We start from the raw sequence: 23001 nt of genomic DNA on the forward strand, positions 1-23001 counted from the left end.
TTTACAGGTGAAAGAAATGACCCTTGCAACCATTGATATTGGAGGGACTGGGATTAAGTTTGCCAGTCTAACTCCTGATGGAAAGATTTTAGATAAGACTAGCACACCAACTCCAGAGACTCTAGAAGATTTGCTAGCTTGGTTGGACCAACGTTTGTCAGAACAAGACTATCGTGGGATTGCCATGAGTGTGCCAGGTGCAGTTAATCAAGAAACAGGGGTGATTGAGGGGATCAGCGCCATTCCATACATCCATGGTTTTTCATGGTATGAGGCGCTTGCTCATCACAAGCTTCCTGTCCATCTAGAAAATGATGCTAACTGTGTTGGACTGAGTGAACTGCTTGCTCATCCTGAGATTGAAAATGCAGCCTGTGTTGTGATTGGTACAGGAATCGGTGGGGCTATGATCATCAATGGCAAGCTACACCGTGGTCGCCATGGTTTGGGCGGTGAGTTTGGCTACATGACCACCATCGAACCAGCAGAAAAACTCAACAACTGGTCGCAACTCGCTTCTACAGGAAACATGGTTCGTTATGTGATTGAAAAATCAGGTCAGTCTGACTGGGATGGGCGCAAGGTTTACCAAGAGGCTGCAGCAGGAAACGCCCTTTGCCAAAAAGCCATTGAGCGCATGAATCGTAACCTAGCTCAAGGGCTACTCAATATCCAGTATCTCATCGATCCAGATGTCATTAGTCTGGGTGGCTCTATCAGTCAGAACCCAGATTTTATCAAAGGGGTGCAAAAAGCGGTAGACGTCTTTGTGGAAAGATATGAAGAGTATACAATTGCGCCAGTCATCCAAGCCTGCACCTATCAGGCAGATGCCAATCTCTACGGTGCTCTTGTCAACTGGTTACAGGAGGAGAACCAATGGTAATTTTTACAGGACTTAGTTCCAAACAAGCACAAGCTATTGAAGTATTAAAAAATCACATTTCCCTACCAGATGTAGAAGTGGCAGTCGCTCAGTCTGATCAAGCCTCTATCTCTATCAAGGGTGAGGGCGGAAAGTATCAATTGACTTATGACAAACCTCACCAACTCTATCGCGCCTTGTCGGTTCTCGCAACAGCTTTAGCAGAAGGGGACAAGGTAGAGATTGAAGAGCAGGCGGCCTATGAAGATTTAGCCTATATGGCGGACTGTTCGCGCAATGCCGTGCTCAATGTCGCATCTGCCAAACAGATGATTGAAGTCTTGGCTCTCATGGGTTATTCAACCTTTGAGCTCTATATGGAAGACACCTATCAGATTGAGGGGCAGCCTTACTTTGGCTATTTCCGTGGGGCATACTCAGCTGAAGAGTTACAGGAAATTGAAGCCTACGCCCAGCAGTTTGACATGACTTTTGTCCCCTGCATCCAAACCTTGGCTCACTTATCAGCCTTTGTCAAATGGGGTGTCAAGGAAGTGCAGCAACTCCGCGATGTAGAAGATATCCTCCTCATCGGTGAAGAAAAAGTCTACGACCTGATTGACGGTATGTTTGCGACGTTATCTAAACTACAAACTCGCAAGGTCAACATCGGGATGGATGAAGCCCACTTGGTTGGTTTGGGACGCTACCTTATCTTGAACGGTATTGTGGACCGTAGCCTCCTCATGTGCCAACACTTGGAGCGCGTGCTGGATATTGCAGACAAATACGGTTTCCACTGCCAGATGTGGAGCGATATGTTCTTCAAACTCATGTCAGCAGACGGCCAGTACGACCGTGATGTAGAAATTCCAGAAGAAACTCGTGTTTACTTAGATCGTCTCAAAGACCGTGTTACCTTGGTTTACTGGGATTATTATCAAGATAGCGAAGAAAAATACAATCGTAACTTTAGTAACCACCACAAGATTAGCCAGGATATCGTCTTTGCAGGTGGTGCTTGGAAGTGGATTGGCTTTACACCTCATAACCATTTCAGCCGTCTCATTGCTCTTGAAGCAAACAAAGCCTGCCGTGCCAACCAGATTAGGGAAGTCATCGTGACTGGCTGGGCAGATAATGGTGGGGAAACAGCCCAGTTCTCAATTCTCCCAAGTTTACAAATCTGGGCGGAACTCAGCTACCGCAATGATTTAGAGTATTTGTCAGCTCACTTCAATACCAATGTAGGTCTATCCGTTGAGGACTTTATGCAGCTTGACTTGGCTAACCTCTTGCCAGACCTACCAGGTAATATACATGGTATCAACCCCAACCGCTATGTCTTCTATCAAGATATTCTCTGCCCAATTCTTGACAAGCACATGACTCCTGAACAGGACAAGCCTCACTTTGCCCAGGCAGCTGAGATTCTTGCTGAAATCAAAGAAAAAGCAGGTATCTACGCCTATCTCTTTGAAACTCAGGCTCAGTTGAATGCTATTTTAAGTAGTAAAGTCGATGTGGGACGACGCATCCGTCAAGCCTATCAAGCAGGCGATAAAGAGAGCTTGCAACAAATTGCTAGAGAAGAATTACCAAAACTCCGAAGCGAGATTGAAAACTTCCACAAGCTCTTTAGCCAACAATGGCTAAAAGAGAACAAGGTCTTTGGCTTGGATACAGTGGACATCCGTATGGGTGGACTCTTGCAGCGGATCAAGCGAGCAGAAAGTCGTATTGAGGCTTATCTTGCTGGTCAAATTGACCGCATCGAAGAACTAGAAGTAGACATCTTGCCATTCAATGATTTCTACGGAGACAAGGACTTCGCAGCAACAACAGCTAACCAATGGCACACCATTGCGACAGCTTCGACCATTTATACGACCTAGAAAAACTCTATTCAGGAAGAAAGTTTCTCGTGAAACACACTTCTTATTATAAAAAAAGTTCTCCACATAAAATAATTTGTGGAGTTTTTTCTATAATTAGTAGTTTAAACTATCCTTAAAATAAGAGTATACTATTTTTGTAAACGTTATCAAGTCTAAAAATTGTGAGATTATCAAGTTTTAGAAAAATAAAAAGGGAGGAAATTATGAACAAGTTTTCAAAAACTTTGAGAGATAATTGGATATTTCTCTTAATGGTTTTACCAGGGACACTTTGGTTGATCTTATTCTTCTACATCCCAGTATTTGGAAATGTGGTTGCCTTCAAAGACTACCATATGACTGGTGAAGGATTCGTCCACAGTATTATAAATAGTAAATGGGTTGGACTAGATAACTTCAGATTCTTATTTAGTTCAAAAGATGCCTTTGTCATCACTCGAAACACTGTCCTTTACAACCTTGGATTTATCTTTATCGGTTTGATCGTATCGGTTGGGATTGCCATTATCCTTAGTGAACTTCGCTCTAAGCAAATGGTTAAAATCTACCAAACTTCTATGTTATTCCCGTACTTCCTATCTTGGGTTATCATCAGTTTCTTTACAGATGCTTTCCTAAATATCGATAAAGGGCTTATCAATCACACCTTAGAAGCTCTCGGGATGAAGGGTATTAACTTCTACGCAGACATCAGTATCTGGCCTTACCTCCTCCTTTTCCTAGGTATCTGGAAAGGCTTCGGATACAGTAGTGTTATGTACTACGCTACAATCATGGGTATTGACCCAACTTACTACGAAGCAGCGACAGTGGACGGTGCTAGCAAATGGCAACGTATCCGCAACGTAACCATCCCTCAGTTGACACCACTTGTGACAGTATTGACCATCCTTGCAGTCGGAAACATCTTCCGTGCAGACTTCGGTCTCTTCTATCAAATCCCTCACAACGCTGGTCAGCTCTATAGCGTAACAAACGTATTGGACGTCTATGTCTTTAATGGTTTGACACAGACAGCAGACATCGGTATGGCTTCAGCAGCTGGTCTCTATCAGTCAGTCGTCGGTTTGATTCTGGTTATCCTATCAAACTTATTTGCAAGACGTGTTGATCCTAACTCAGCACTATTCTAGAAAGGAGGAGCATATGGCAAAAAAAATTCAAAAAGAAAAAATTGATAATGTTGGCATACACTCCTTCAGCAAGAAAGCAGATATCTTCTTTAGTATCATTTCTGGTTTGCTGGCCTTCTCTTGTATCTTGCCTTTCATCTTTGTCATCATTATCTCAATTACAGATGAGAAGAGTATCGTTCAATATGGATATAGCTTCTTCCCATCACAGTTTGGATTAGATGGTTTTGAGTTTTTGGCTCAGTTCAAAGATAAGATTTTACAAGCGCTCTTTATCTCAGTATTTGTGACAGTTGTCGGTACATTGACAAACGTCTTTATCACTACAACTTACGCCTATGCCATCTCACGTTCAACATTTAAGTATCGTAAATTCTTTACAATCTTCGCTCTTCTTAGTATGTTGTTCAATGCTGGTTTGGTACCAGGCTATATCGTGGTGACTCAATTGCTTCACCTTGGTGATACTATTTGGGCCTTGATTGTTCCAATGCTTCTATCACCATTCAACATCATGTTGATGCGTTCCTTCTTCAAGAAGACCATCCCAGAAGCAATCCTCGAATCAGCTCGTATCGATGGAGCTAGTGAAGCTCGTATCTTCTTCCAAATCTGTTTGCCACTGTCACTACCAGGTATCGCAACGATTACACTATTGACAGCGCTTGGATTCTGGAATGACTGGTTTAACGCCCTTCTTTACATCAAGAGTGATAACTTGTATCCATTGCAATATTTGCTCATGCAAATTCAAAACAACATGGATTACATTGCTAAGTCAGTTGGTATGTCAGGACAGCTTGCAGTTGCCCTACCAAAAGAAACAGGTCGTATGGCCATGGTCGTAGTTGCGACTGTTCCGATTGCGATCCTCTACCCATTCTTCCAACGTTACTTTGTAAAAGGTTTGACTATCGGTGGTGTTAAAGAGTAAGGAAGTCTAAGAAACATTGTTTCTTCTCTAACTCTGATTTTTCTGACAAAGGAAAATCAACAATTTAATTTTGTTAATAACTTTAAAAATAAAAAAAGGAGTTTTTATAATGAAAAACTGGAAAAAATATGCTTTTGCATCTGCTAGCCTTGTCGCTTTAGCTGCTAGCCTTGCTGCTTGTGGAAACCTTAAAGGAAATAACCAAAAAGCTGCTGAATCATCATCATCAGGTGATACAACTGTTATCAAAATGTACCAAATCGGTGACAAACCAGATAACTTGGATGAATTGCTAGAAAATGCAAACAAAATCATCGGAGAAAAAGTTGGCGCTAAATTGGATATCCAATACCTTGGTTGGGGTGACTACAGCAAGAAAATGTCAGTTATCACTTCATCAGGTGAAAACTATGATATCGCCTTTGCAGATAACTATGTCGTAAACGCTCAAAAAGGTGCTTATGCTGACTTGACAGAATTGTACAAGAAAGAAGGAGCTGACCTTTACAAAGCTCTTGACCCAGCTTACATCAAAGGTAACACTGTAAATGGTAAGATCTATGCAGTTCCAGTTGCAGCCAACGTTGCATCTTCACAAAACTTTGCCTTCAACGGCCCACTTCTTGAAAAATATGGAATCGATATCTCAGGTGTAACTTCATACGAAACACTTGAACCAGTATTGAAACAAATCAAAGAAAAAGCTCCAGATGTAATGCCATTCGCTGTTGGTAAAAACTTTATCCCATCAGATAACTTTGACTACCCAGTTGCAAATGGTCTTCCATTTGTCATCGACCTTGAAGGCGACACTACTAAGATCGTAAACCGTTACGAAGTTCCTCGTTTCGTAGAACACTTGAAGACTATGCACAAATACTATGAAGCAGGATACATTCCAAAAGACGTAGCAACAAGCGAAACTTCATATGACCTTACTCAAGATACTTGGCTTGTTCGCGAAGAAACAGTAGGACCAGCTGACTACGGTAGCAGCTTGCTTTCTCGTGTTGCTAACAGAGACATCCAAATCAAACCATTTACTAACTTCATCAAGAAAAACCAAACAACTCAAGTTGCAAACTTTGTAATCTCAAACAACTCTAAGAACAAAGAAAAAGCAATGGAAGTGTTGAACCTCTTGAACACTAACCCAGAACTCTTGAACGGACTTGTTTATGGACCAGAAGGCAAGAACTGGGAAAAAGTTGCAGGTAAAGAAAACCGTGTTAAAGTCCTTGATGGATACAAAGGAAACACTCACATGTCAGGATGGAACACTGGTAACAACTGGATCCTTTACATCAACGAAAACGTTACAGATGAACAAATTGCACAATCTAAGAAAGACTTGGAAACTGCAAAAGAATCTCCAGCGCTTGGATTCATCTTTAACACTGACAATGTGAAATCTGAAATCTCAGCTATCACTAACACTATGCAACAATTCGATACAGCTATCAACACTGGTACTGTAGACCCAGAAAAAGCTATTCCAGAATTGATGGAAAAACTTAAATCTGAAGGTGCTTACCAAAAAGTATTGGATGAAATGCAAAAACAATACGACGAATTCTTGAAAAGCAAAAAATCATAAGAATAATTGATTTCGTGTATTCATTCCTAAAAATTGCAATCACTGCCTTGTCTAGAGTCTTCTAGATAAGGTGGTGATTCTTTTTATAATAAATGCATATAATTATCTGCGTTTGAAATCAGAAATTTGCTCTTACATGTAACATGGGTTATAGACATATGAAAAAATACCATCTTATTTTCAAAACTAGTACAATCTTATCCTACTTATTTTTCGTATATGGGCTTTCTCAGTTGACGCTTATGATCCAAAATTACTGGCAATTTTCTTCTCAGATTGGTAATTTTTTCTGGATACGAAATCTTGTTAGTCTAGTCTTTATTGGCATCATGATAGGGATTTTAATCAAGACAGACCATGGTTATCTTTTTGTCATTCCTAAGAAAAAATGGTTGTGGTATACAGTTTTGACGATTCTTGTAACTGTACTTTCCATATCTTTTAATTTCCAAACAGCTAGACATGTACAATCAACTTCTGAAGGGTGGGCTGTGTTGATCGGCTACAGTGAGACAAATTTTGCCGAATTGGGTCTCTACTTGACCTTATTTTTCCTAGGTCCTCTGATGGAAGAGTTGATATATAGGGGCTTGTTCCAACATGCCTTTTTTAAAGATTCGAAATTTGGGCTTGACCTGATTCTTCCTTCGGTTTTGTTTGCTCTTCCTCACTTTTCAAGCTTTCCCAATTTCCTAGATATTCTTGTTTTTTCGACATTTGGAGTGTTTTGTGCGGGTTTAACTCGCTATACCAAGAGTATCTATCCTGGCTATGCAGTTCATGTTATGAATAATATCGTAGCTACCTTGCCGTTTTTGCTAACCTTTTTTCAGCGAATATTTAGCTGAAACAAGATCTGAAACTGGGTCTTGTTTTCAATTTTCAGTCAAATAAATTGCATTCGCTTTCTTGGGAGAGTATACTGGTATAGTTGAATGAAAAATTCTGATAATTTAATCTTAGAAAAGAGAAGCAAATGTCAAAAGATATTCGAGTTTTACTTTACTATAAATATGTCCCAATTGAAAACGCAGAACAATTTGCGGCTGACCACTTGGCTTTCTGTAAATCAATCGGCCTCAAAGGTCGTATCCTAGTGGCTGACGAAGGGATCAACGGGACTGTTTCTGGTGACTACGAAACAACCCAAAAATACATGGACTATGTTCACAGCCTTCCAGGTATGGAAGATCTCTGGTTCAAGATTGACGAAGAAAGTGAGCAAGCCTTCAAGAAGATGTTTGTTCGCTACAAGAAAGAGATTGTCCACCTTGGCTTAGAGGATGATAACTTTGACAACGACATCGACCCACTTGAAACAACAGGTGCTTACTTGTCTCCAAAGGAATTTAAAGAAGCTCTTCTAGACGAAGATACAGTTGTCCTTGATACTCGTAATGACTACGAGTACGATCTTGGCCATTTCCGTGGTGCTATCCGTCCAGACATCCGCAACTTCCGCGAGTTGCCACAATGGGTCCGTGATAACAAGGAAAAATTCATGGACAAACGTGTCGTAGTTTACTGTACTGGTGGAGTCCGTTGTGAGAAATTCTCAGGTTGGATGGTCCGTGAAGGCTACAAAGATGTCGGTCAATTACACGGCGGAATTGCCACTTATGGGAAAGATCCAGAGGTTCAAGGAGAGCTTTGGGATGGGAAAATGTACGTCTTTGACGAGCGTATTGCAGTCGATGTCAACCATGTCAACCCAACAATCGTCGGAAAAGATTGGTTTGATGGAACACCATGTGAACGTTATGTCAACTGTGGAAATCCATTCTGTAACCGTCGTATCTTGGCATCAGAAGACAACGAAGATAAATATCTCCGTGGCTGCTCACACGAATGCCGTGTTCACCCACGCAATCGCTATGTTTTAGAACATGAATTGACACAAGATCAAGTCATCGAGCGTTTAGCAGCGATTGGTGAGAACTTGGATCATTCTGAAGTTGTATAAAAGTAGGACAGTCCTTAGGGGCTGTTTTTTTCTATGCTTTTGACCAAAAAATCTTAAATTTGTTTCTGCATCTTTCAGGAAAATGGTGTATACTATATGTAAACGATTTCAAAGGAGACCATTTATGGTGAAAACATTTTTTATTCCAAATAAAGAAAGCATTCTAGGACAACAGGAGATTTTAACAGCTAAGTCAGTCTTGGCCCTAGTAGATGGCTTAGAGTCACATAGCTATGATGCAGTCTATCTCCGTCAACCCTTCAATCGCCTTGAGTATATCGAGTGTGGAATCGTAGGCAAGTCTCAATTTCTCTTTAAAGTTCGTTATGCAGATGCTCAAAAAGGCTACCAAGTAATCATTCCTGATTTGATTACAAGAGCTGACTGGGAGATTGTAGAAGCTCTCTTACAAGCCTTGTCTAGCAAGGTTGGTGAAGCAGTTGAAGGATTGTCAGACTTTGATTTGGAAAACTATTTCCAAGAAACTGTCAAGAGCTATCTAGCTGATAAGGGTGCTCGTTTGGGCTTCTGCCAAGGAATTCTATCAACTATTTACTTTGATAAGAAGGACTTAGAAAACTTCTTGGAAGAAGATGGAGTGGCACGTTTTGAAGCATTAGTCAAAAAGGTTCAAGGGTCGGATGCATATCCAGCAAGTGCTAAATTCTATCCAGATGGTGAGGGTAAGATCCACGGCATCTATCACCTGGCTCAGGGGGTTAAGACAATTTTGCCGAAAGGTCCTGTTGTTCCCGTGCCTTATGTTGAGCAGTTGGCTGGTAAGGACCTTGTCTGGGAGATTGACTTGGTGAAAAAATCTGGAGATGGTTCAAAAGCTGAAGACTATGAAGCAGTAGCTAGACTCGATTACCAAGCCTTTTTAGAAGCTCTTCCAAAGGAACTTTGTCAGGATTTGGATGCCAACCAAGTAGAGGTAGGACCAGTTTCAGGAGAAGATTTTGAAGCCTTAGCAAATAGATAAAAAAGAAATTTGGGGTAAAAGTCCAAATATAAAGTTAAAAAGCGGACAAGATTAGTTTTCTGATTATCAGAATTCTGTCTTGTTCGCTTTTTTGTTTCTAAAATTTTATAGTAATGATCCCCTAAAACTAATATCTTTCTATCTCGCTGCCTTTATCTTACATAAAAGCTAGGATTCGTAGATATTCAAAAACTAGAGTCATTTCTGCTAGGAAGAAGAGAAATAGGATACCACCGTTGACTAGAAATGCCAAGAGAAGGCGATAGAAGGAATCAGTTTGGCTATCTTTACTTGGTCTTGAGATGGTATAGAGGTTGGCAAGAAGTACCAGACCAATGCTAATGAGGCAGAGAAGAGCCGCAAAGCGTAGACTATTAAAGAAGGCAAAGAAACTGGCAATACCTGTGAGCAGGAGAGGAAGGGCGAAGAGTCTGCTGTACTCTTGCAAGGATTTTTCCAGCGTCCAGTCATTGTCCTGATTGACAAAACGTTTAACTACAAATCCACCCATAAGGATAGAAAAGAAGAATAAACTTGTCGCTACCAAGATGGAGAAGATAGAAAAGAGATTCAGTGAAGGGAACTGCTCGCTGACATGAGAGTTGATAGCCGCCATATGGCCGTAGTAGTTATGCTTGATATGATAAATCGCACAGAAGAAACTAAGAGCAGAAAAGATAGTCAGCAGGGCAAAGGCATTATAACTATGTTTTTTATCTGTATCAATGCTTGCTGTCGGTTCTTTAAGGGCTCCTTGTAGCCAAACCCACTGATCAGCCAGTTCTTCTTTGAAAACTGCAAATACTGCTGTTTTTGTAGATACAGAATCTGGTAAAAATGGGCTTTCCAAAGACTTGCTAGTCAAAGATTGATTTTTCTGAGAAGCTTCTTTAACAGGTTCTTCTGACTCGTCTATCTTTTCTAATTTTTCAGCGAGCTCTTCAGTCTCTACAGTTTCCTCACTAGTTTCCTTATCTTCTGGGTTGGCTTGAGGATTTTCCTCAACTACTGGCGCCTCTTCTCTTGTCTCTGCATCTTCTTCAAGGAGAAGTGAGTCGGATGGGCTATCTTTTTTATCATTGTTGGCTGTTTTTTCGAAATCAGCACTTTCAAACCATTCTTGAGTCATAATAGACCTCCCTTTTTTTGATTAATTTTTGAGTAGTAACTACTAGTTGTCTTTATTCATGATTTCTATAAGAAAGCAAGCGATCTTATTATGGGAAATAGATACTTTGATTCGATTTTGCGACGAGGAGATCTTGCGTATCTTTTTTTTCTGTTTTGTAAGGGTTCGCTAATGCTTCACCTTTACTACCTCCCGTAGGTATGTCACGTCTGTCTCGATGCCAACGATAGATATCACCATGTTCAGCAGAAAACTCAACATTGATTCGATCAAGTTCCTTTTGAGATAACTCGAGTGAGATATCTTTTCTTGCCTCGAATTCCACTCGACCATGCACTTGGATATCGTCTGCCTTGATATGTTGATGGTCTGCTTGGATGCGGCTATCTGTTAGACTGGTTTCAAATACATTGACAATTCCAGTTGTGATCAGTTGGCTATTTTTAATCTCGCTATCAGTGATACGAAGGAGATATCCATTTGACAGAATCTTGGCATTGCTGAGTGTTGCATTGGCAATTGAAAGGATACGATGGTTTACCTGGGCAGTTAGATTTTTTAAGTCTTTTCCTCTTGGTAATGAGAGAACAACTTCATCATTGCGGCTAGAAATTCCGCTTGCGATAAAGAGGATACCTTCGATACTAGAACCTATAGAGCGACGTGTAGTTGATTTGGTATCAGTTATTTCAAGACTTTTCTCTTTGATAGAGTGTTGAAGATTTTCTTTTTCAGAGATGGTTGGATGATACTGGATGTGAATCTTATCATCGTTTGACTCCGTAATGACGAGCGAATGTTCTGTTAGTGAGATGCTAAGTTTTTCAATATCTTGATCAAAAACGAGTTCTTCCATTCGACTTTCAAATACTGGATTTTGAGACATTGCAAGGAGGCTTCTGACACCATCTGTTTGGATACCGATGATCATCATGGAAAAACCAATGATACTGGTGACAACACCAAAGATAAGAAATCCTTTTGTCCATTTACGCATGTCTTTCACCTCTCTTTCCTCTATTAAGAATCCATTGGATGAGTCGAAGGACTAGTAATCCAAAGAAACGTGTTACGTAAGAAGTGGCTAGTAAGACTAGGGATGAAGCTCCGATAGCTAGTAAACCACCACCAAAAATCAGCACAAAAGCAGATGTAGATTCAGCCAGAATGTAGAAGCTTTCAAATAGGAGAACAGCTCCGAGGACCATTCCAGCTGCTGATACAGCAAAGAAGGCAATAAGTACGCTGACAGCGGCGATAAAAATCCCGATGATAGCCATGAGAAGAGCAATTCCGACCGGAATTCCGATAGGAGCTGCAAGAAGGGCTAGTAGGGCGATGCGTAAAATATGGCGGTCGTTCTTGCTGGAATTTTCTTCGTTGATTTTCTTATCAAGAAGTGTAGTCAGGACATCATGGGCAGCTTCTTTTGGACTTCCCAGGCTAGCGATAAGCTCCTCCTCACCTTCTGGCCCAGCATCATCAAAGAGTTCTTTGAAGTAGTCCATGGCTTCGATACGATCAGATTGAGGTAGCTTCATCAGATAGGCTTCAAGCTGATTCAAATATTCAGTTCTTGTCATGGCGAATGCTCCCTTCTATGATGCCGTTGATAGTGTCAGTGTAGAGTGTCCATTCTTCTCGAAGGACAAAGAGTTGCTCCTCTCCGATTTCTGTCAAGGAGTAGTACTTGCGCATCCGACCTTGGTATTCGCGAGAGTATGTAGTCAGATAGCGGTTGGTATCCAGTTTTTTCAAGATGGGGTAGAGGGTAGATTCCTTGATTTTGGCAATGAGTTTAATGGTTTGGCTAATCTCATAACCATAGGAATCCCCTTGTTCTAGGATGGCCAAGATGAGAAATTCAATCAAGGCCGATGATGTTGGAAAATACATGGGGCACCTCCTTTTTTAGTATGTAAAAATTTTATATATAATTATTCTACACATACATCATACATCTAAATGTAAGCCTTGTCAAGCAATATGTGTAAAAATTTTATATATAAAAAATCTTCTAGTGAAAACTAGAAGATTGGAGGATGTTTTGCATCACTTTGAGGCAATGCCTATCTGTAATTCTCATCATAAATGGGCGGTAGATAAAAATACTTGTCTTCAATCTTGATTTTGGCACAGAGGATGCCGTTTTGATAGACATATCCGTTAAATGGAGGATAGCTATCCAAGTTTTTTAAGATATTCTCAGGTAAAGATCTGAAATTGTAATCCCTCAAGGCCCCAGAACCAATCAATCTTTCAGTCCGATAAGCCTTGATTTCTTTTTCATATTTTTTGAGAAATGCTTCTCGTTTCTTTTCAAAGAGAGCCAAATCTCCATCATCTAACTCGTAATAGCGGTCATAACCAGCAATCCAAGAAATATAAACACACAGTAAAGATTTTTCTATCTCAGGAGAGTAGCCTATTGTAAAGTAATTTTCTTTGTCGACCTGCCGATTTTCTACTGTGATAGTCTGTATAAAGTTAGTCATGATAATCTCCGTTTCAAGAATGAACTAGAAAGGCTTCTCATTTAAAAATCCTTTAGCTCATCAAAGATTTCTATAAATTTTTCTTTGTCCATTCCTAAATCTTCAGGTAGTAAATCTAAGATTTCAACCAGGGCATCATAGATATCCTCTCTCTCGATTGTTTCAATAAAACAGTTACGCTTGTCCATTTTATTGAAACCTTGAGTATACTCTCTTATGAGGGCTTCTATGTGTTCCATAGTGTCCTCGTTGGGGTTTTCTAGAAGCTTTATAACACTCGCTCTAGTCTTCCTATATAGAGAGGCTGCTTTTTTTGCGTTTGTGGTTGAAATATTCTCTTGTCCATCCCATGAGCGAAATGGATTGTCTAGGTTTTGGGCTAGCCATTCAGCTTTTCTCGGTTTTGTTATCCAAAGATTCAGTCCCTTGTCCTGCTGTTTTTTATAATATTTTTTGGCTACTTTAGCGGCCTCTTCTGGTAAGCTGCTCATCCAAAACATGCTTAATCGAGGTAAATCTTCTGGTTTAGGAATATCCTCTGCAGTAAAGCCAAACAAATCAACAGTTGAAAAATTGACTAACTCTTTGAACTCTGATAATTTATGGAAATTGAGAATATGACCAGGTTTCCCCCACAATCTCAATTCTCTAATCTTTGGATAGTTATTCAAGACTTGTGCAAAGTCTATTTCGAGGATGTTTGAACAATGGATAGCTCCTAAATCTTTTAATCCCAGCACCTTGGGTAGAGAGTTATCAAGGTGTAATCGTAAGCTGGCTCCATGGTCTTTTACAAGTATCTGACAATTGTCTCTCATGTCTCCTAATAAGAATAGTTCCTCTAAATCATCGTTCAATCTAAGTTCCTCTACACCTGTCAAATCAATGGAAAGTCGATGTATGGATGTCTTAGAAAAATCCAGTTTTGTTTGTCCATGATTTTCAAGAACTAGTTCTGTAATAAAAGGAGTCGATTGCAAATACTCATATATATTTTTGTGCCATTTAGTTAATGCCAACTTAGATAAACAAGGAAAGACTTTTAATTCTAATGCGTCTTCAAAAGGCGTCCACTCATCATTGATATTGTGTTTAGAAATACGATACTCATTTCCTGCAAATGAAACCTTTTCCTTGCTTTTATCTGCTTTCTTAAACAAATCTCTTTTTTCTTTTGGGATTTCTTGCCATTTCAGTTGCCTATAAATATCGTAACCATTCCCCCAAAACATAGCATATGTGTTTGTGCTTTCGGTTGTTAATGGTCTTGTATTCCCAATAAAAATATAATTTGACGGTACATGAAGATCAACATTACACAGATGTAAGTTTCTTTCCCAGTACATAAAATCTATATAGAGTGGCTTCAAAGAAGCTAGCTCTTCTTCTTTAAGAGGTTGATCTCCTGACCAGTCTAATGACAACAGGACAGCCTGAGGCTTTTTCTCCCCCTCTTCGATCTTGGTTATCTGGCAAGCTATGTATTTTTTTAGATGGAAATTGTAAACACAATAGACGTCCCCTACTTTTGCTAGCATAAAAATTTCTCCTTAAATGTTACTACATTTTCAATAGTCTTTTTAGACTTTTAAACAAATACTTGTTTGTAATTGAGTTAAAACAAGTAAAGTTCTTTAAGATTTTATTTTAGATAGATTTCTGGTTTCTCAATGACTGAGCTATCCTTCAATTTTGGGAATTGAAGGATTTTATGATGCAAAAGGTTAACCTCCTTGGAAGGTTTGATTGTTAGATATTCTAGCTTTATCAGATTAATGATTGAAGTTGCGTCCTTACTTTTTAGGATACCAGTAAAAAAGTTGAAATAGCGTAACTATGGTATATCATTTAAAAAGTTAGAGGAATCTACATGGATGTTTTTAGGGGCAAAACAATCCCCTTCAATTGAGAGATAAATTGTATAGTTGTTTCCATCATGGTCTTCTTTATCAAATTTAAACGATAAATCTTCCTAAGTATATTATAGCATGTTTTAGCTTAACGAAAGTCTTGTGAGGAGGCCTTTCAACCCTTTTTAAAAGAAAAAAGCCAGACAGATGTCTAGCTTGAAAAGTGAGTTTATTGTAGTAAATTCTAAAATTTTTTAAAGGATTTTATCCGCTCGATCCACCATAAAGAGGGCGATTGTCATGATGATATCAATTACTAGAAGAATCAGTACCGCTGGAACCCAAGACTGGAACATGTTAAAACTGTAACCAAAGAGAGTTGGTCCAAAGGCCGCTAGAATGTAACCACCGGTCTGGGCCAGACCAGATAATTGGGCCGTCTTTTCAGGAGAGCTGGTTTTGATGGAGAAGCAAACCATGAGGTAAGGGAAAAGAGCGCTACAAGCAGTACCAATCAAGAGATGGGCAACCAACCAATACAAGAAACTGTTGCTTGGGTATAAAAGCATGGCAATTCCTAACATACCAGCCAGAGAGATGATTGTTAACATGATTTGACGGTGACGATTTGACAAACGCGTCGTTAAACTTGGAATGGTCATGGAGAAGGGAATGCTAATTAGTGAAAAGATAGAAGCCAGAAGTCCGGCATCCGTATGAGCTAGCCCTGCACTGATGGCCATGGTTGGTAACCAGGTCATACTGGTATAGAAGAGTAAGGACTGAAGTCCACCGAAGACAATAATAGCCCAAACTTGCTTGCTTTTTAGGATATTCTCTTTTTCTTTTTTCTCTTCATGCCCTTCTAGGAAATGATTGTGGCCATGGTTGGGGAACCAGACCAATAAGGTTAGCAGGCAGACCATGGACAGGCAGAGAATCAGCCCCTTCCAAGATGTTGCCTGAGTAATGGGTACAGAGAGGTAGGAAGCTAGTGCTGTCGCGATTCCCATAGTCGTAACATAAACCGTTGTCAGAAAACTAATTTTTTGCGGGTAGTTTGCCTGAATCAGGCTAGGAAGAAGTACGTTAAAAATAGCGATACTAGCTCCGATGAGCAGGGTTCCCAGATAAAGCAATGGGAGATTGAAGATACGAAGCACTGAACCGACGGTTAAGACGAGGAGACTATAGGTAAAAAGATGCTCAAGTCCAATCTTCTGAGCCAAACGGGTTGCAAAAGAGGAGAAAAGAGCAAACATCAAGAGAGGAAGGCTGGTCAAAACACCAAGTGAACTGACCTCAACTCCTAAACCTTGAGCAATATCTCCCAAAACAGTTGGTAAGGCCGTAAAAGGAGCTCTTAAGACCGCTCCGATTAAGATAATTCCTAGAATAAAAAAGAGTGATCGTTTTTTCATGTGAACCTCAATAAGCTGATTTTAATAACAGCTTATTTTAAGGCTTTTTCCAATAGATGTCAAGATGGTGCGAGAAAATCCGCTCCTTAGTTGCGCGAAATCATGGGGAAAAAAGAAGGATAGATTTACTAGTTTTTTTCTGGGATTCAAATAAAAATAGGAAAGTCTGGGAATTTGTGATAAAATAGTGAAAGAAAATATATACATTGGAGAAAAACTGTGTCTGAAAATAGGAAATTTAGCGTCTTGATGTCAGTCTATATCAAAGAAAATCCTGTCTTTTTAGAAGAGGCTGTAAAAAGTATCTTACATCAAACGCTCAAACCTAGTGAAGTGGTTATCGTTGAAGATGGTCCACTGACACCTGAACTATATCAAGTTTTGGAAAAATTGGAAGCACAGTCAAGCATTCCAATCAAACGCTGTCCACTGGAGCAAAACCGTGGGTTGGGCTTGGCGCTACAGTATGGTGTTTTACAGTGTCAGTATGATGTCATTGCCCGTATGGATACGGATGATATTGCTGTTGAAGATCGTTTCGAGCAACAGTTTGACTTGATGGAAAAGGAAAACTTGGACTTGCTAGGTGGTCATATCGCAGAATTCATCGATCAACCTGATGAAATTGTTTCTTACCGTCGTGTGCCGACTAAGCACGAAGAGATTATCGCCTACCAACGTATGAGAAGTGCCTTTAATCATATGACGGTTATGTTTAAAAAAGAGATGGTTCTCAAGGCAGGTAACTATGAAGATGGGCTCTATATGGAAGACGATTTGCTCTGGCTTAATATGATTAGTGCTGGTGCTCGGACTGGGAATGTGGATCAGATTCTTTGTAAGGTACGCGTGGGAGCAGGGATGTTTGAACGCCGTGGTGGCCTTCGCTATCTCAAACTCTATCGCCAAGCACGTCAAAGAATGCACGCGCGTGGACAGATTTCTTATGGCGAATATCTGAAAAGTGTTTTAATCCAAGTTGTCGTTGCCCTATGTCCAGGCTTTGTCCGACAGTTTATATTTTTAAAACTATTGAGAAAAAGCAAATAACTAATCGGTTTTAGAAAAATATCTTGTAATTACTAGAAAATGTGATTTTGTGTAGGAGGATACCATTCACATGAATAAAAAAATGACAGATTATGTAATTGATCTTGTTGAAGTGTTAAATAAACAACAAAAACAAGTCTTTTGGGGGATTTTTGATGCTGCCAGCATGATTTCCTCAATCATTGTTTCTTATATCTTGTTTTATGGATTGATCAATCCAGCTCCTGTGGACTATGTCATCTATACAAGCTTGACCTTCCTTTTCTATCAAATCATGATTGGATTCTGGGGGCTCAATGCTAGCATTAGTCGTTATAGCAAAATCACAGACTTTATGAAGATATTCATTGGAGTAAGTGTCAGCAGTGTCTTGTCTTATCTCCTTTGCTATGCCTTCTTGCCACTATTCTCTGTGCGTTTCATCGTTCTCTTTATCTTGCTCAGCACCTTCTTGATCTTGCTCCCACGTATTACTTGGCAGTTGATCTATTCAAGACGCAAAAAGGGTGATGGAGAAGGGGAACATCGTCGTACCTTCTTGATTGGTGCAGGAGACGGTGGAGCTCTCTTTATGAACAGCTACCAACATCCTACGAGTGATCTTGAGTTAGTGGGTATTTTGGATAATGATGAAAAGAAAAAAGGTCAAAAACTAGGTGGAATCCCAGTCTTAGGATCTTATGAACAGTTGCCAGAACTCTCTAAACGTCATCAGATTGAAAAAGTTATCGTTGCGATTCCTTCTCTCGATCCATCAGAATATGAACGCATCCTAAAAATGTGTAACCAACTTGGCTTGAAGTGTTATAAGATGCCCAAGATTGAGTCAGTTGTACAAGGATTGCATCCTCAGGTAGGTGGTTTCCAAAAAATCGATATTACGGACCTTTTGGGACGTAAAGAAATTCAACTAGATGAGTCACGCCTAGGCTCAGAAATTACTGGAAAAACTATCTTAGTGACAGGTGCAGGAGGTTCTATCGGGTCTGAGATTTGCCGTCAGGTTAGTCGCTTTAATCCAGAGCGCGTGGTTCTCTTGGGTCATGGGGAAAACTCCATTTATCTGATCTATCATGAATTGATTCGTAGCTTCCAAGGAATTGACTATGTTCCTGTGATTGCAGACATCCAAGACTACGATCGCTTGCTTCAAGTATTTGAGCAGTACCAACCAGCCATTGTTTACCACGCTGCTGCCCATAAGCACGTGCCAATGATGGAACGTAATCCAAAAGAAGCCTTTAAAAATAATATCCTCGGAACTTACAATGTTGCCAAGGCAGTTGACGCCGCTAAGGTACCGAAGATGGTTATGATTTCGACCGATAAGGCCGTTAATCCACCAAACGTAATGGGAGCTACCAAACGTGTGGCAGAGTTGATTGTTACAGGATTCAACCAACGTAGTCAGTCTACCTATTGTGCGGTTCGTTTTGGGAATGTTCTTGGTAGCCGTGGTAGTGTGATTCCAGTCTTTGAGCGTCAGATTGCAGAGGGTGGTCCAGTGACTGTGACGGATTTCCGTATGACTCGTTACTTTATGACCATTCCAGAAGCTAGCCGTTTGGTGATCCATGCAGGAGCTTATGCTAAAGATGGGGAAGTCTTTATCCTTGATATGGGCAAACCAGTTAAGATTTATGATTTGGCCAAGAAAATGGTTCTTCTTAGTGGACGTACTGAAAATGAAATTCCGATTGTAGAAGTGGGGATTCGTCCAGGTGAGAAACTCTATGAGGAGTTGTTGGTATCTACTGAATTAGTTGATAATCAAGTCATGGATAAGATTTTTGTTGGTAAGGTTAATGTCATGCCACTTGAAGTTATCAATCAAAAGATTGAAGAATTCCGTGCCTTGCAAGGTTCAGAGTTGAAGCAAGCTATTATCAGTTTTGCTAACGAAACAACTCACATTCATTAAAAAAGTAAAAAGGTATGATTCCTAGCTTCATGTTAGAGGTGAGTGGAATTATACCTTTTCTTGATAACTGCTACTCCTTTACCAATTTTTTGAACAAACTTGTCATTGTTGAACATTTATGGTAAACTAAATTTATACTATTTGAAAATCAAAGTAAATGAGGTCTGCATCGTTTGACTGTACTTAGATATGGTTTATAACGAACTTTCTAATTTGCTCTTTCATTTTCATTTCGTATGAATTAAAAAAATAGGGAGTAACTTATGATTAACGCATATAAGAATTTCTTTAAAGGTTATGTAGATTTTACAGGCCGTTCAACACGCTCAGAGTATTGGTGGATTTGGCTAGGAAATATGATTCTCCTTGTCCCTTTTTACTCAGTATATTTTAAGGCACTCGCAAATCCAAGAAATGAGGCGGCTCTTATGGCCTTGGGTGGAATTGCTATTATCTATATGATCTTCGGTATAGCACTTTTCTTACCTGGACTTGCATTGACAGTTCGTCGACTACGTGATGCTGGTTTCCACTGGGCTCTAATCTTTATCATTTTTATTCCCATGGTTGGACCTCTTGCTCTTTTAGTTTTGTTAGCTATGCCAACGAAACAAGTAGAAGTAGTAACCATCAATGAAACTGAAGAAGTGGTAGAAGTTTCACCATTCGAAGAATCAGACAAAAACTAAGAAGTTTAGGTTTTATAAGTGAAACTGTTTTAGAGTTTTCTTTATATTGTTAAGCAAATATCTGACACTCCCATATCTAAAAATAGATTTGGGAGTGTTTTAAAACTATGTGGATGCTTGCTGGTATACCATTGTTAAAAAGGAGAAATATCTTGTTTAGGGCTTATATAAATTTTTTAAAAGGTTATGTAGATTTTGTAGGACGCTCAACACGTCCAGAGTATTGGTGGGTTTGGTTGATGAATCATATCTTGTTCCTACCCCTGTATATCCTTATCTTCAATAAAGAGATAAACCAAGGTCCTGCTCTGAACTTTACTTTAGTTATATTGGTTGTCAGTATTTATGCCATTTTGGCTCTACTCCTTTTGTTGCCTACTTTAGCGTTAAAGATTCGCCGTTTGCGTGATGGAGGTTTCCACTGGGCCTTTATCTTCCTTCACTTTGTTCCAATGGTCGGACGTTTTGCTCTATTAGTTCTGCTAGCCATGCCAAGTAAGGAAGTAGAAATAGTAACAATCAATAGACCTAAAGAAGTTGAAAGCGAAGAAGTTTCCCCTTTTGAATAATTGGACGAGTACGGGGAATGTCATTCTCCTCATTAAGATCAGACAAAAAGCTCCCAAACCTAACTTTTAGGCTGGGAGTCTTTTGTTTAACGTTTTAATTGTAGATGCTGTAAAATGTCTGCCGGGTGGTGAGCAATCCAGTCAGGATTATAGCCCATGAGGTCTTTCTCCTCACCGAATCCCCAGGTTACCGCTAGTTTTTTAATGCCAGTTTCTTGGGCACCAATCATATCAAACTTGGTATCTCCGATAATAACGACTGTTTCGGGCGCTAGATGATGAGTTTCCAGAGCCTGACGAATGACATCAGCCTTGTGTAGGGCTTGAGGGCTTGAACCATAAATGCCATCAAAGAGGTGGTCAATCCCAAAATTGCTAGTCATGTCAACTGCGGTTGGTGTATTCTTCGTAGTAGTGATATAAAGAGGATAATGCTCAGCTAGTTCTACGAGTAAATCTTTGATATGTGGAAAGAGTTGGGCTTCGTAAACACCCTTTTCCTTATAATAAGAACGATAGAGCTGGATGGCTTCCTCTATCTGCTCAGCTGGTAAACAACTAGCAAAGCTGGTTTCTAGTGGGGGCCCCATAAAACCTCGAATGGTTTTGGCACCAGGACTAGAAACTCCAAGTTGGTCAAAGGTATAGGTGAAACCATTATGGATACCGATAGAACTATCCACTAGCGTTCCATCTAAGTCAAAAAAGATAGCAGATATAGATGACATTGATTCTCCTCATAATGATGAAATTATTCGCCGAAGATTTCTTTTTGAAGGCGACGACCTGTAGGTGTGGCAGCGAGCCCCCCTTCAGCAGTTTCACGAAAGGCAGTTGGTAAACTAGATCCTACTTGATACATGGCGTCAATGACCTCATCAACTGGAATTTTTGATTTGATACCAGCCAGAGCCATATCGGCTGCGATGAAGGCAAAACTTGCTCCCATGGCATTCCGCTTGACGCAAGGAACTTCAACCAAACCTGCAACTGGGTCGCAAATGAGACCGAGCATGTTTTTGATAACGAAGGCGATAGCCTGGCTCGCTTGATAAGGCGTTCCGCCTGCAGCTAGAGTTAGGGCAGCGGCACTCATGGCTGAAGCTGAACCGACTTCGGCCTGGCAGCCACCTTCGGCTCCCGAGATAGAAGCGTTGTTAGCAATCACGAGTCCAAAAGCACCTGCAGCGAATAAGAAGTCTAGTTGTTGTTCATGAGTTAAATTCAACTTTTGAATAGCAGCAGTGAGAACGGCTGGAAGACAGCCAGCACTACCAGCGGTAGGGGTTGCACAAACGAGGCCCATCTTGGCATTGTGTTCATTAACGGCGATAGCATTACGAGCAGCAGACAAAACAGTAAAGTCTGATAAGGTCTTTCCTTTTTTGATGTAGTGGTCTAGTTTGGCCGCATCTCCACCCGTTAAGCCACTACGAGATTTTTTTTCACTAAGACCAAGCTCAACTGAAGCTTTCATGACTTCAAGGTTGCGCTCCATGAGAAGGATGACTTCTTCGCGTTCACGACCGGTTAGCTCAAACTCGGTTGTAATCATGAGTTCCGCAACATTGCCTTTAAAATCAAGTTCGGCTTGTTCGACTAATTCTTTGATAGAGTAAAACATATTTTCTCCTATTGAAAGAAATTGACATTATGCAAATGAGGAATTTTACGAATCTCTTCGATAGATTCATCACAGTTGCGACTATCAACTTCGATAATCATAATGGCTTTCTCACCAGCTTTTTCTCGGGTTACATTCATTTGGGCGATGTTAATGTCAAAGCGAGAGAGGGCCTCTGTTACGTGAGCGATCATACCAGGAACATCCTGATGAACGATGATAATGGTAGGAGTGTTCATGTTGAGGGATACGGCAAAGCCATTGAGCTCTGTCACCTGGATGTTACCACCGCCGATTGAAATTCCTGTCACACTGATGGTCTTGTGCTCATTCTTAACAGTGATTTTCGTAGTATTTGGGTGAGGGGCGTTACTATCTTTCTGGATAGTCCAGACAATTTTGATGCCACGCTTGTGGGCAATTTCTAAACTATTTGGAATTTCTGGATCATCTGTGTCCATTCCCAAAATTCCAGCGACAAGGGCTAGATCAGTTCCGTGCCCTCGATAGGTTTTTGCAAAAGAATTAAAAAGCTGGAACTCGACCTCGGTTGGAGTATCGTCAAAGATAGAAGAGACGATTTTACCGATACGAACAGCTCCTGCCGTGTGACTACTAGATGGGCCAATCATGACTGGGCCAATGATATCAAAGACAGATTGAAAACGAAGTGATTGCATCTGTTTCCCCTTAAAAAGATTCTTAACTCTATTATATCAAAGATTAGATGCAAGCGCTCAATTCCATGATAAAATATCTAAAATCCCCATAAAGCCTATAAAATCAAGCCTTTTGTAACAAAAAGAGGCTATTTAAGTGAAATAAAACATAGTCTTGTAACATTTCTACATAAAACCGTCAAGAAAAAGTAATAATAGTAG

22 protein-coding genes are annotated in these 23001 nt (G+C 40.1%); 12 read left to right on the top strand and 10 right to left on the bottom strand.

Annotated elements, in window-relative coordinates; all coding sequences use genetic code 11:
- Positions 1 to 16 precede the first annotated feature (16 nt).
- The 8 genes from PCY08_RS07030 (at position 17) to PCY08_RS07065 (ending at position 9372) form a co-directional block, all read left to right on the top strand.
- Positions 17 to 886: an ROK family protein gene (locus PCY08_RS07030; protein WP_301559907.1), complete on the top strand. Its 870-nt coding sequence runs from the start codon at positions 17 to 19 to the stop codon at positions 884 to 886.
- Positions 880 to 2760 carry a beta-N-acetylhexosaminidase gene (locus tag PCY08_RS07035; RefSeq protein WP_301559908.1) on the top strand — a complete coding sequence of 627 codons (1881 nt, stop codon included), beginning with the start codon at positions 880 to 882 and terminating at the stop codon, positions 2758 to 2760. Before PCY08_RS07030 ends, PCY08_RS07035 begins: the two co-directional genes overlap by 7 nt.
- A 206-nt stretch (positions 2761 to 2966) precedes the next feature.
- Complete coding sequence (locus PCY08_RS07040) at positions 2967 to 3896, top strand: sugar ABC transporter permease (RefSeq protein WP_301559909.1); 930 nt, start codon at positions 2967 to 2969, stop codon at positions 3894 to 3896.
- Positions 3897 to 3909: 13 nt separating this feature from the next.
- Entirely contained in the window at positions 3910 to 4830 is a 921-nt protein-coding gene (locus tag PCY08_RS07045; protein WP_001074703.1) for a carbohydrate ABC transporter permease, read from the top strand.
- Between the two features lie 109 nt (positions 4831 to 4939).
- Complete coding sequence (locus PCY08_RS07050; RefSeq protein WP_301559910.1) at positions 4940 to 6427, top strand: ABC transporter substrate-binding protein; 1488 nt, start codon at positions 4940 to 4942, stop codon at positions 6425 to 6427.
- A 158-nt stretch (positions 6428 to 6585) separates the two neighbouring features.
- Positions 6586 to 7275: a CPBP family intramembrane glutamic endopeptidase gene (locus tag PCY08_RS07055; RefSeq protein WP_045762441.1), complete on the top strand. Its 690-nt coding sequence runs from the start codon at positions 6586 to 6588 to the stop codon at positions 7273 to 7275.
- A gap of 128 nt (positions 7276 to 7403) precedes the next feature.
- Positions 7404 to 8390: a rhodanese-related sulfurtransferase gene (locus PCY08_RS07060; RefSeq protein ID WP_045762442.1), complete on the top strand. Its 987-nt coding sequence runs from the start codon at positions 7404 to 7406 to the stop codon at positions 8388 to 8390.
- Between the two features lie 124 nt (positions 8391 to 8514).
- Entirely contained in the window at positions 8515 to 9372 is an 858-nt protein-coding gene (locus PCY08_RS07065; RefSeq protein WP_301559911.1) for a DUF4299 family protein, read from the top strand.
- A gap of 157 nt (positions 9373 to 9529) precedes the next feature.
- Here the strand turns inward: PCY08_RS07065 and PCY08_RS07070 are convergent, their stop codons facing one another.
- From PCY08_RS07070 to PCY08_RS07100, 7 genes are all read right to left on the bottom strand, one after another.
- Positions 9530 to 10501: a DUF6574 domain-containing protein gene (locus PCY08_RS07070; protein ID WP_301559912.1), complete on the bottom strand. Its 972-nt coding sequence runs from the start codon at positions 10499 to 10501 to the stop codon at positions 9530 to 9532.
- Positions 10502 to 10589: 88 nt separating this feature from the next.
- The gene (locus PCY08_RS07075; protein WP_301559913.1) at positions 10590 to 11498 is read right to left on the bottom strand and encodes a DUF4097 family beta strand repeat-containing protein; all 909 of its coding nucleotides are present in this window, start codon (positions 11496 to 11498) and stop codon (positions 10590 to 10592) included.
- Positions 11491 to 12084 (bottom strand): DUF1700 domain-containing protein, encoded by a 594-nt coding sequence (locus PCY08_RS07080; RefSeq protein WP_251938738.1) that lies wholly within the window; start codon positions 12082 to 12084, stop codon positions 11491 to 11493. Before PCY08_RS07080 ends, PCY08_RS07075 begins: the two co-directional genes overlap by 8 nt.
- Positions 12071 to 12397 carry a PadR family transcriptional regulator gene (locus PCY08_RS07085; protein ID WP_000273853.1) on the bottom strand — a complete coding sequence of 109 codons (327 nt, stop codon included), beginning with the start codon at positions 12395 to 12397 and terminating at the stop codon, positions 12071 to 12073. Before PCY08_RS07085 ends, PCY08_RS07080 begins: the two co-directional genes overlap by 14 nt.
- A 173-nt stretch (positions 12398 to 12570) precedes the next feature.
- Positions 12571 to 12996 (bottom strand): hypothetical protein, encoded by a 426-nt coding sequence (locus tag PCY08_RS07090; protein ID WP_223338573.1) that lies wholly within the window; start codon positions 12994 to 12996, stop codon positions 12571 to 12573.
- Between the two features lie 41 nt (positions 12997 to 13037).
- Positions 13038 to 14534, bottom strand: coding sequence for a gliding motility protein (locus PCY08_RS07095; protein WP_301559914.1), 1497 nt, complete (start codon positions 14532 to 14534; stop codon positions 13038 to 13040).
- A 566-nt stretch (positions 14535 to 15100) separates the two neighbouring features.
- On the bottom strand, positions 15101 to 16267 hold the full coding sequence (locus PCY08_RS07100; RefSeq protein ID WP_301559915.1) for an MFS transporter: 1167 nt from the start codon (positions 16265 to 16267) through the stop codon (positions 15101 to 15103).
- A gap of 219 nt (positions 16268 to 16486) precedes the next feature.
- Here PCY08_RS07100 and PCY08_RS07105 point away from each other — a divergent pair, with 219 nt between their 5' ends.
- From PCY08_RS07105 to PCY08_RS07120, 4 genes are all read left to right on the top strand, one after another.
- The gene (locus PCY08_RS07105) at positions 16487 to 17317 is read left to right on the top strand and encodes a glycosyltransferase (RefSeq protein WP_301559916.1); all 831 of its coding nucleotides are present in this window, start codon (positions 16487 to 16489) and stop codon (positions 17315 to 17317) included.
- 70 nt (positions 17318 to 17387) lie between these two features.
- Positions 17388 to 19238: a nucleoside-diphosphate sugar epimerase/dehydratase gene (locus tag PCY08_RS07110; RefSeq protein ID WP_301559917.1), complete on the top strand. Its 1851-nt coding sequence runs from the start codon at positions 17388 to 17390 to the stop codon at positions 19236 to 19238.
- Between the two features lie 263 nt (positions 19239 to 19501).
- Positions 19502 to 19927 carry a DUF805 domain-containing protein gene (locus tag PCY08_RS07115; protein WP_301559918.1) on the top strand — a complete coding sequence of 142 codons (426 nt, stop codon included), beginning with the start codon at positions 19502 to 19504 and terminating at the stop codon, positions 19925 to 19927.
- Between the two features lie 152 nt (positions 19928 to 20079).
- The gene (locus PCY08_RS07120; RefSeq protein WP_223338579.1) at positions 20080 to 20496 is read left to right on the top strand and encodes a DUF805 domain-containing protein; all 417 of its coding nucleotides are present in this window, start codon (positions 20080 to 20082) and stop codon (positions 20494 to 20496) included.
- Between the two features lie 86 nt (positions 20497 to 20582).
- On the opposite strand, the gene PCY08_RS07125 is transcribed toward PCY08_RS07120, so the two are convergent.
- From PCY08_RS07125 to sdaAB, 3 genes are read right to left on the bottom strand one after another with little or no spacing between them, the layout of a single operon-like run.
- A complete protein-coding gene (locus PCY08_RS07125) occupies positions 20583 to 21224 on the bottom strand; it encodes an HAD hydrolase-like protein (protein WP_301559919.1) in 642 nt (213 codons plus the stop codon).
- 23 nt (positions 21225 to 21247) lie between these two features.
- Positions 21248 to 22120, bottom strand: coding sequence for an L-serine ammonia-lyase, iron-sulfur-dependent, subunit alpha (gene sdaAA, locus PCY08_RS07130; RefSeq protein ID WP_301559920.1), 873 nt, complete (start codon positions 22118 to 22120; stop codon positions 21248 to 21250).
- An 8-nt stretch (positions 22121 to 22128) separates the two neighbouring features.
- Positions 22129 to 22800 (bottom strand): L-serine ammonia-lyase, iron-sulfur-dependent subunit beta, encoded by a 672-nt coding sequence (gene sdaAB / locus PCY08_RS07135; protein ID WP_001191178.1) that lies wholly within the window; start codon positions 22798 to 22800, stop codon positions 22129 to 22131.
- Positions 22801 to 23001 lie beyond the last annotated feature (201 nt).

The organism is Streptococcus sp. SO4 (assembly GCF_030440055.1).
Lineage (GTDB): Bacteria > Bacillota > Bacilli > Lactobacillales > Streptococcaceae > Streptococcus > Streptococcus nidrosiense.

What these genes read in the sequence shown, in the direction of transcription:
- sdaAA (WP_301559920.1), bottom strand. Translation starts at nt 22,120, where the DNA reads ATGTTTTACTCTATCAAAGAATTAGTCGAACAAGCCGAACTTGATTTT.
- PCY08_RS07125 (WP_301559919.1), bottom strand. Translation starts at nt 21,224, where the DNA reads ATGTCATCTATATCTGCTATCTTTTTTGACTTAGATGGAACGCTAGTG.
- PCY08_RS07110 (WP_301559917.1), top strand. Translation starts at nt 17,388, where the DNA reads ATGAATAAAAAAATGACAGATTATGTAATTGATCTTGTTGAAGTGTTA.
- PCY08_RS07070 (WP_301559912.1), bottom strand. Translation starts at nt 10,501, where the DNA reads ATGACTCAAGAATGGTTTGAAAGTGCTGATTTCGAAAAAACAGCCAAC.
- PCY08_RS07050 (WP_301559910.1), top strand. Translation starts at nt 4,940, where the DNA reads ATGAAAAACTGGAAAAAATATGCTTTTGCATCTGCTAGCCTTGTCGCT.
- PCY08_RS07100 (WP_301559915.1), bottom strand. Translation starts at nt 16,267, where the DNA reads ATGAAAAAACGATCACTCTTTTTTATTCTAGGAATTATCTTAATCGGA.
- PCY08_RS07095 (WP_301559914.1), bottom strand. Translation starts at nt 14,534, where the DNA reads ATGCTAGCAAAAGTAGGGGACGTCTATTGTGTTTACAATTTCCATCTA.
- PCY08_RS07085 (WP_000273853.1), bottom strand. Translation starts at nt 12,397, where the DNA reads ATGTATTTTCCAACATCATCGGCCTTGATTGAATTTCTCATCTTGGCC.
- PCY08_RS07045 (WP_001074703.1), top strand. Translation starts at nt 3,910, where the DNA reads ATGGCAAAAAAAATTCAAAAAGAAAAAATTGATAATGTTGGCATACAC.
- PCY08_RS07090 (WP_223338573.1), bottom strand. Translation starts at nt 12,996, where the DNA reads ATGACTAACTTTATACAGACTATCACAGTAGAAAATCGGCAGGTCGAC.
- PCY08_RS07040 (WP_301559909.1), top strand. Translation starts at nt 2,967, where the DNA reads ATGAACAAGTTTTCAAAAACTTTGAGAGATAATTGGATATTTCTCTTA.
- PCY08_RS07060 (WP_045762442.1), top strand. Translation starts at nt 7,404, where the DNA reads ATGTCAAAAGATATTCGAGTTTTACTTTACTATAAATATGTCCCAATT.
- PCY08_RS07080 (WP_251938738.1), bottom strand. Translation starts at nt 12,084, where the DNA reads ATGACAAGAACTGAATATTTGAATCAGCTTGAAGCCTATCTGATGAAG.
- PCY08_RS07055 (WP_045762441.1), top strand. Translation starts at nt 6,586, where the DNA reads ATGAAAAAATACCATCTTATTTTCAAAACTAGTACAATCTTATCCTAC.
- PCY08_RS07030 (WP_301559907.1), top strand. Translation starts at nt 17, where the DNA reads ATGACCCTTGCAACCATTGATATTGGAGGGACTGGGATTAAGTTTGCC.
- PCY08_RS07115 (WP_301559918.1), top strand. Translation starts at nt 19,502, where the DNA reads ATGATTAACGCATATAAGAATTTCTTTAAAGGTTATGTAGATTTTACA.
- PCY08_RS07065 (WP_301559911.1), top strand. Translation starts at nt 8,515, where the DNA reads ATGGTGAAAACATTTTTTATTCCAAATAAAGAAAGCATTCTAGGACAA.
- sdaAB (WP_001191178.1), bottom strand. Translation starts at nt 22,800, where the DNA reads ATGCAATCACTTCGTTTTCAATCTGTCTTTGATATCATTGGCCCAGTC.
- PCY08_RS07035 (WP_301559908.1), top strand. Translation starts at nt 880, where the DNA reads ATGGTAATTTTTACAGGACTTAGTTCCAAACAAGCACAAGCTATTGAA.
- PCY08_RS07075 (WP_301559913.1), bottom strand. Translation starts at nt 11,498, where the DNA reads ATGCGTAAATGGACAAAAGGATTTCTTATCTTTGGTGTTGTCACCAGT.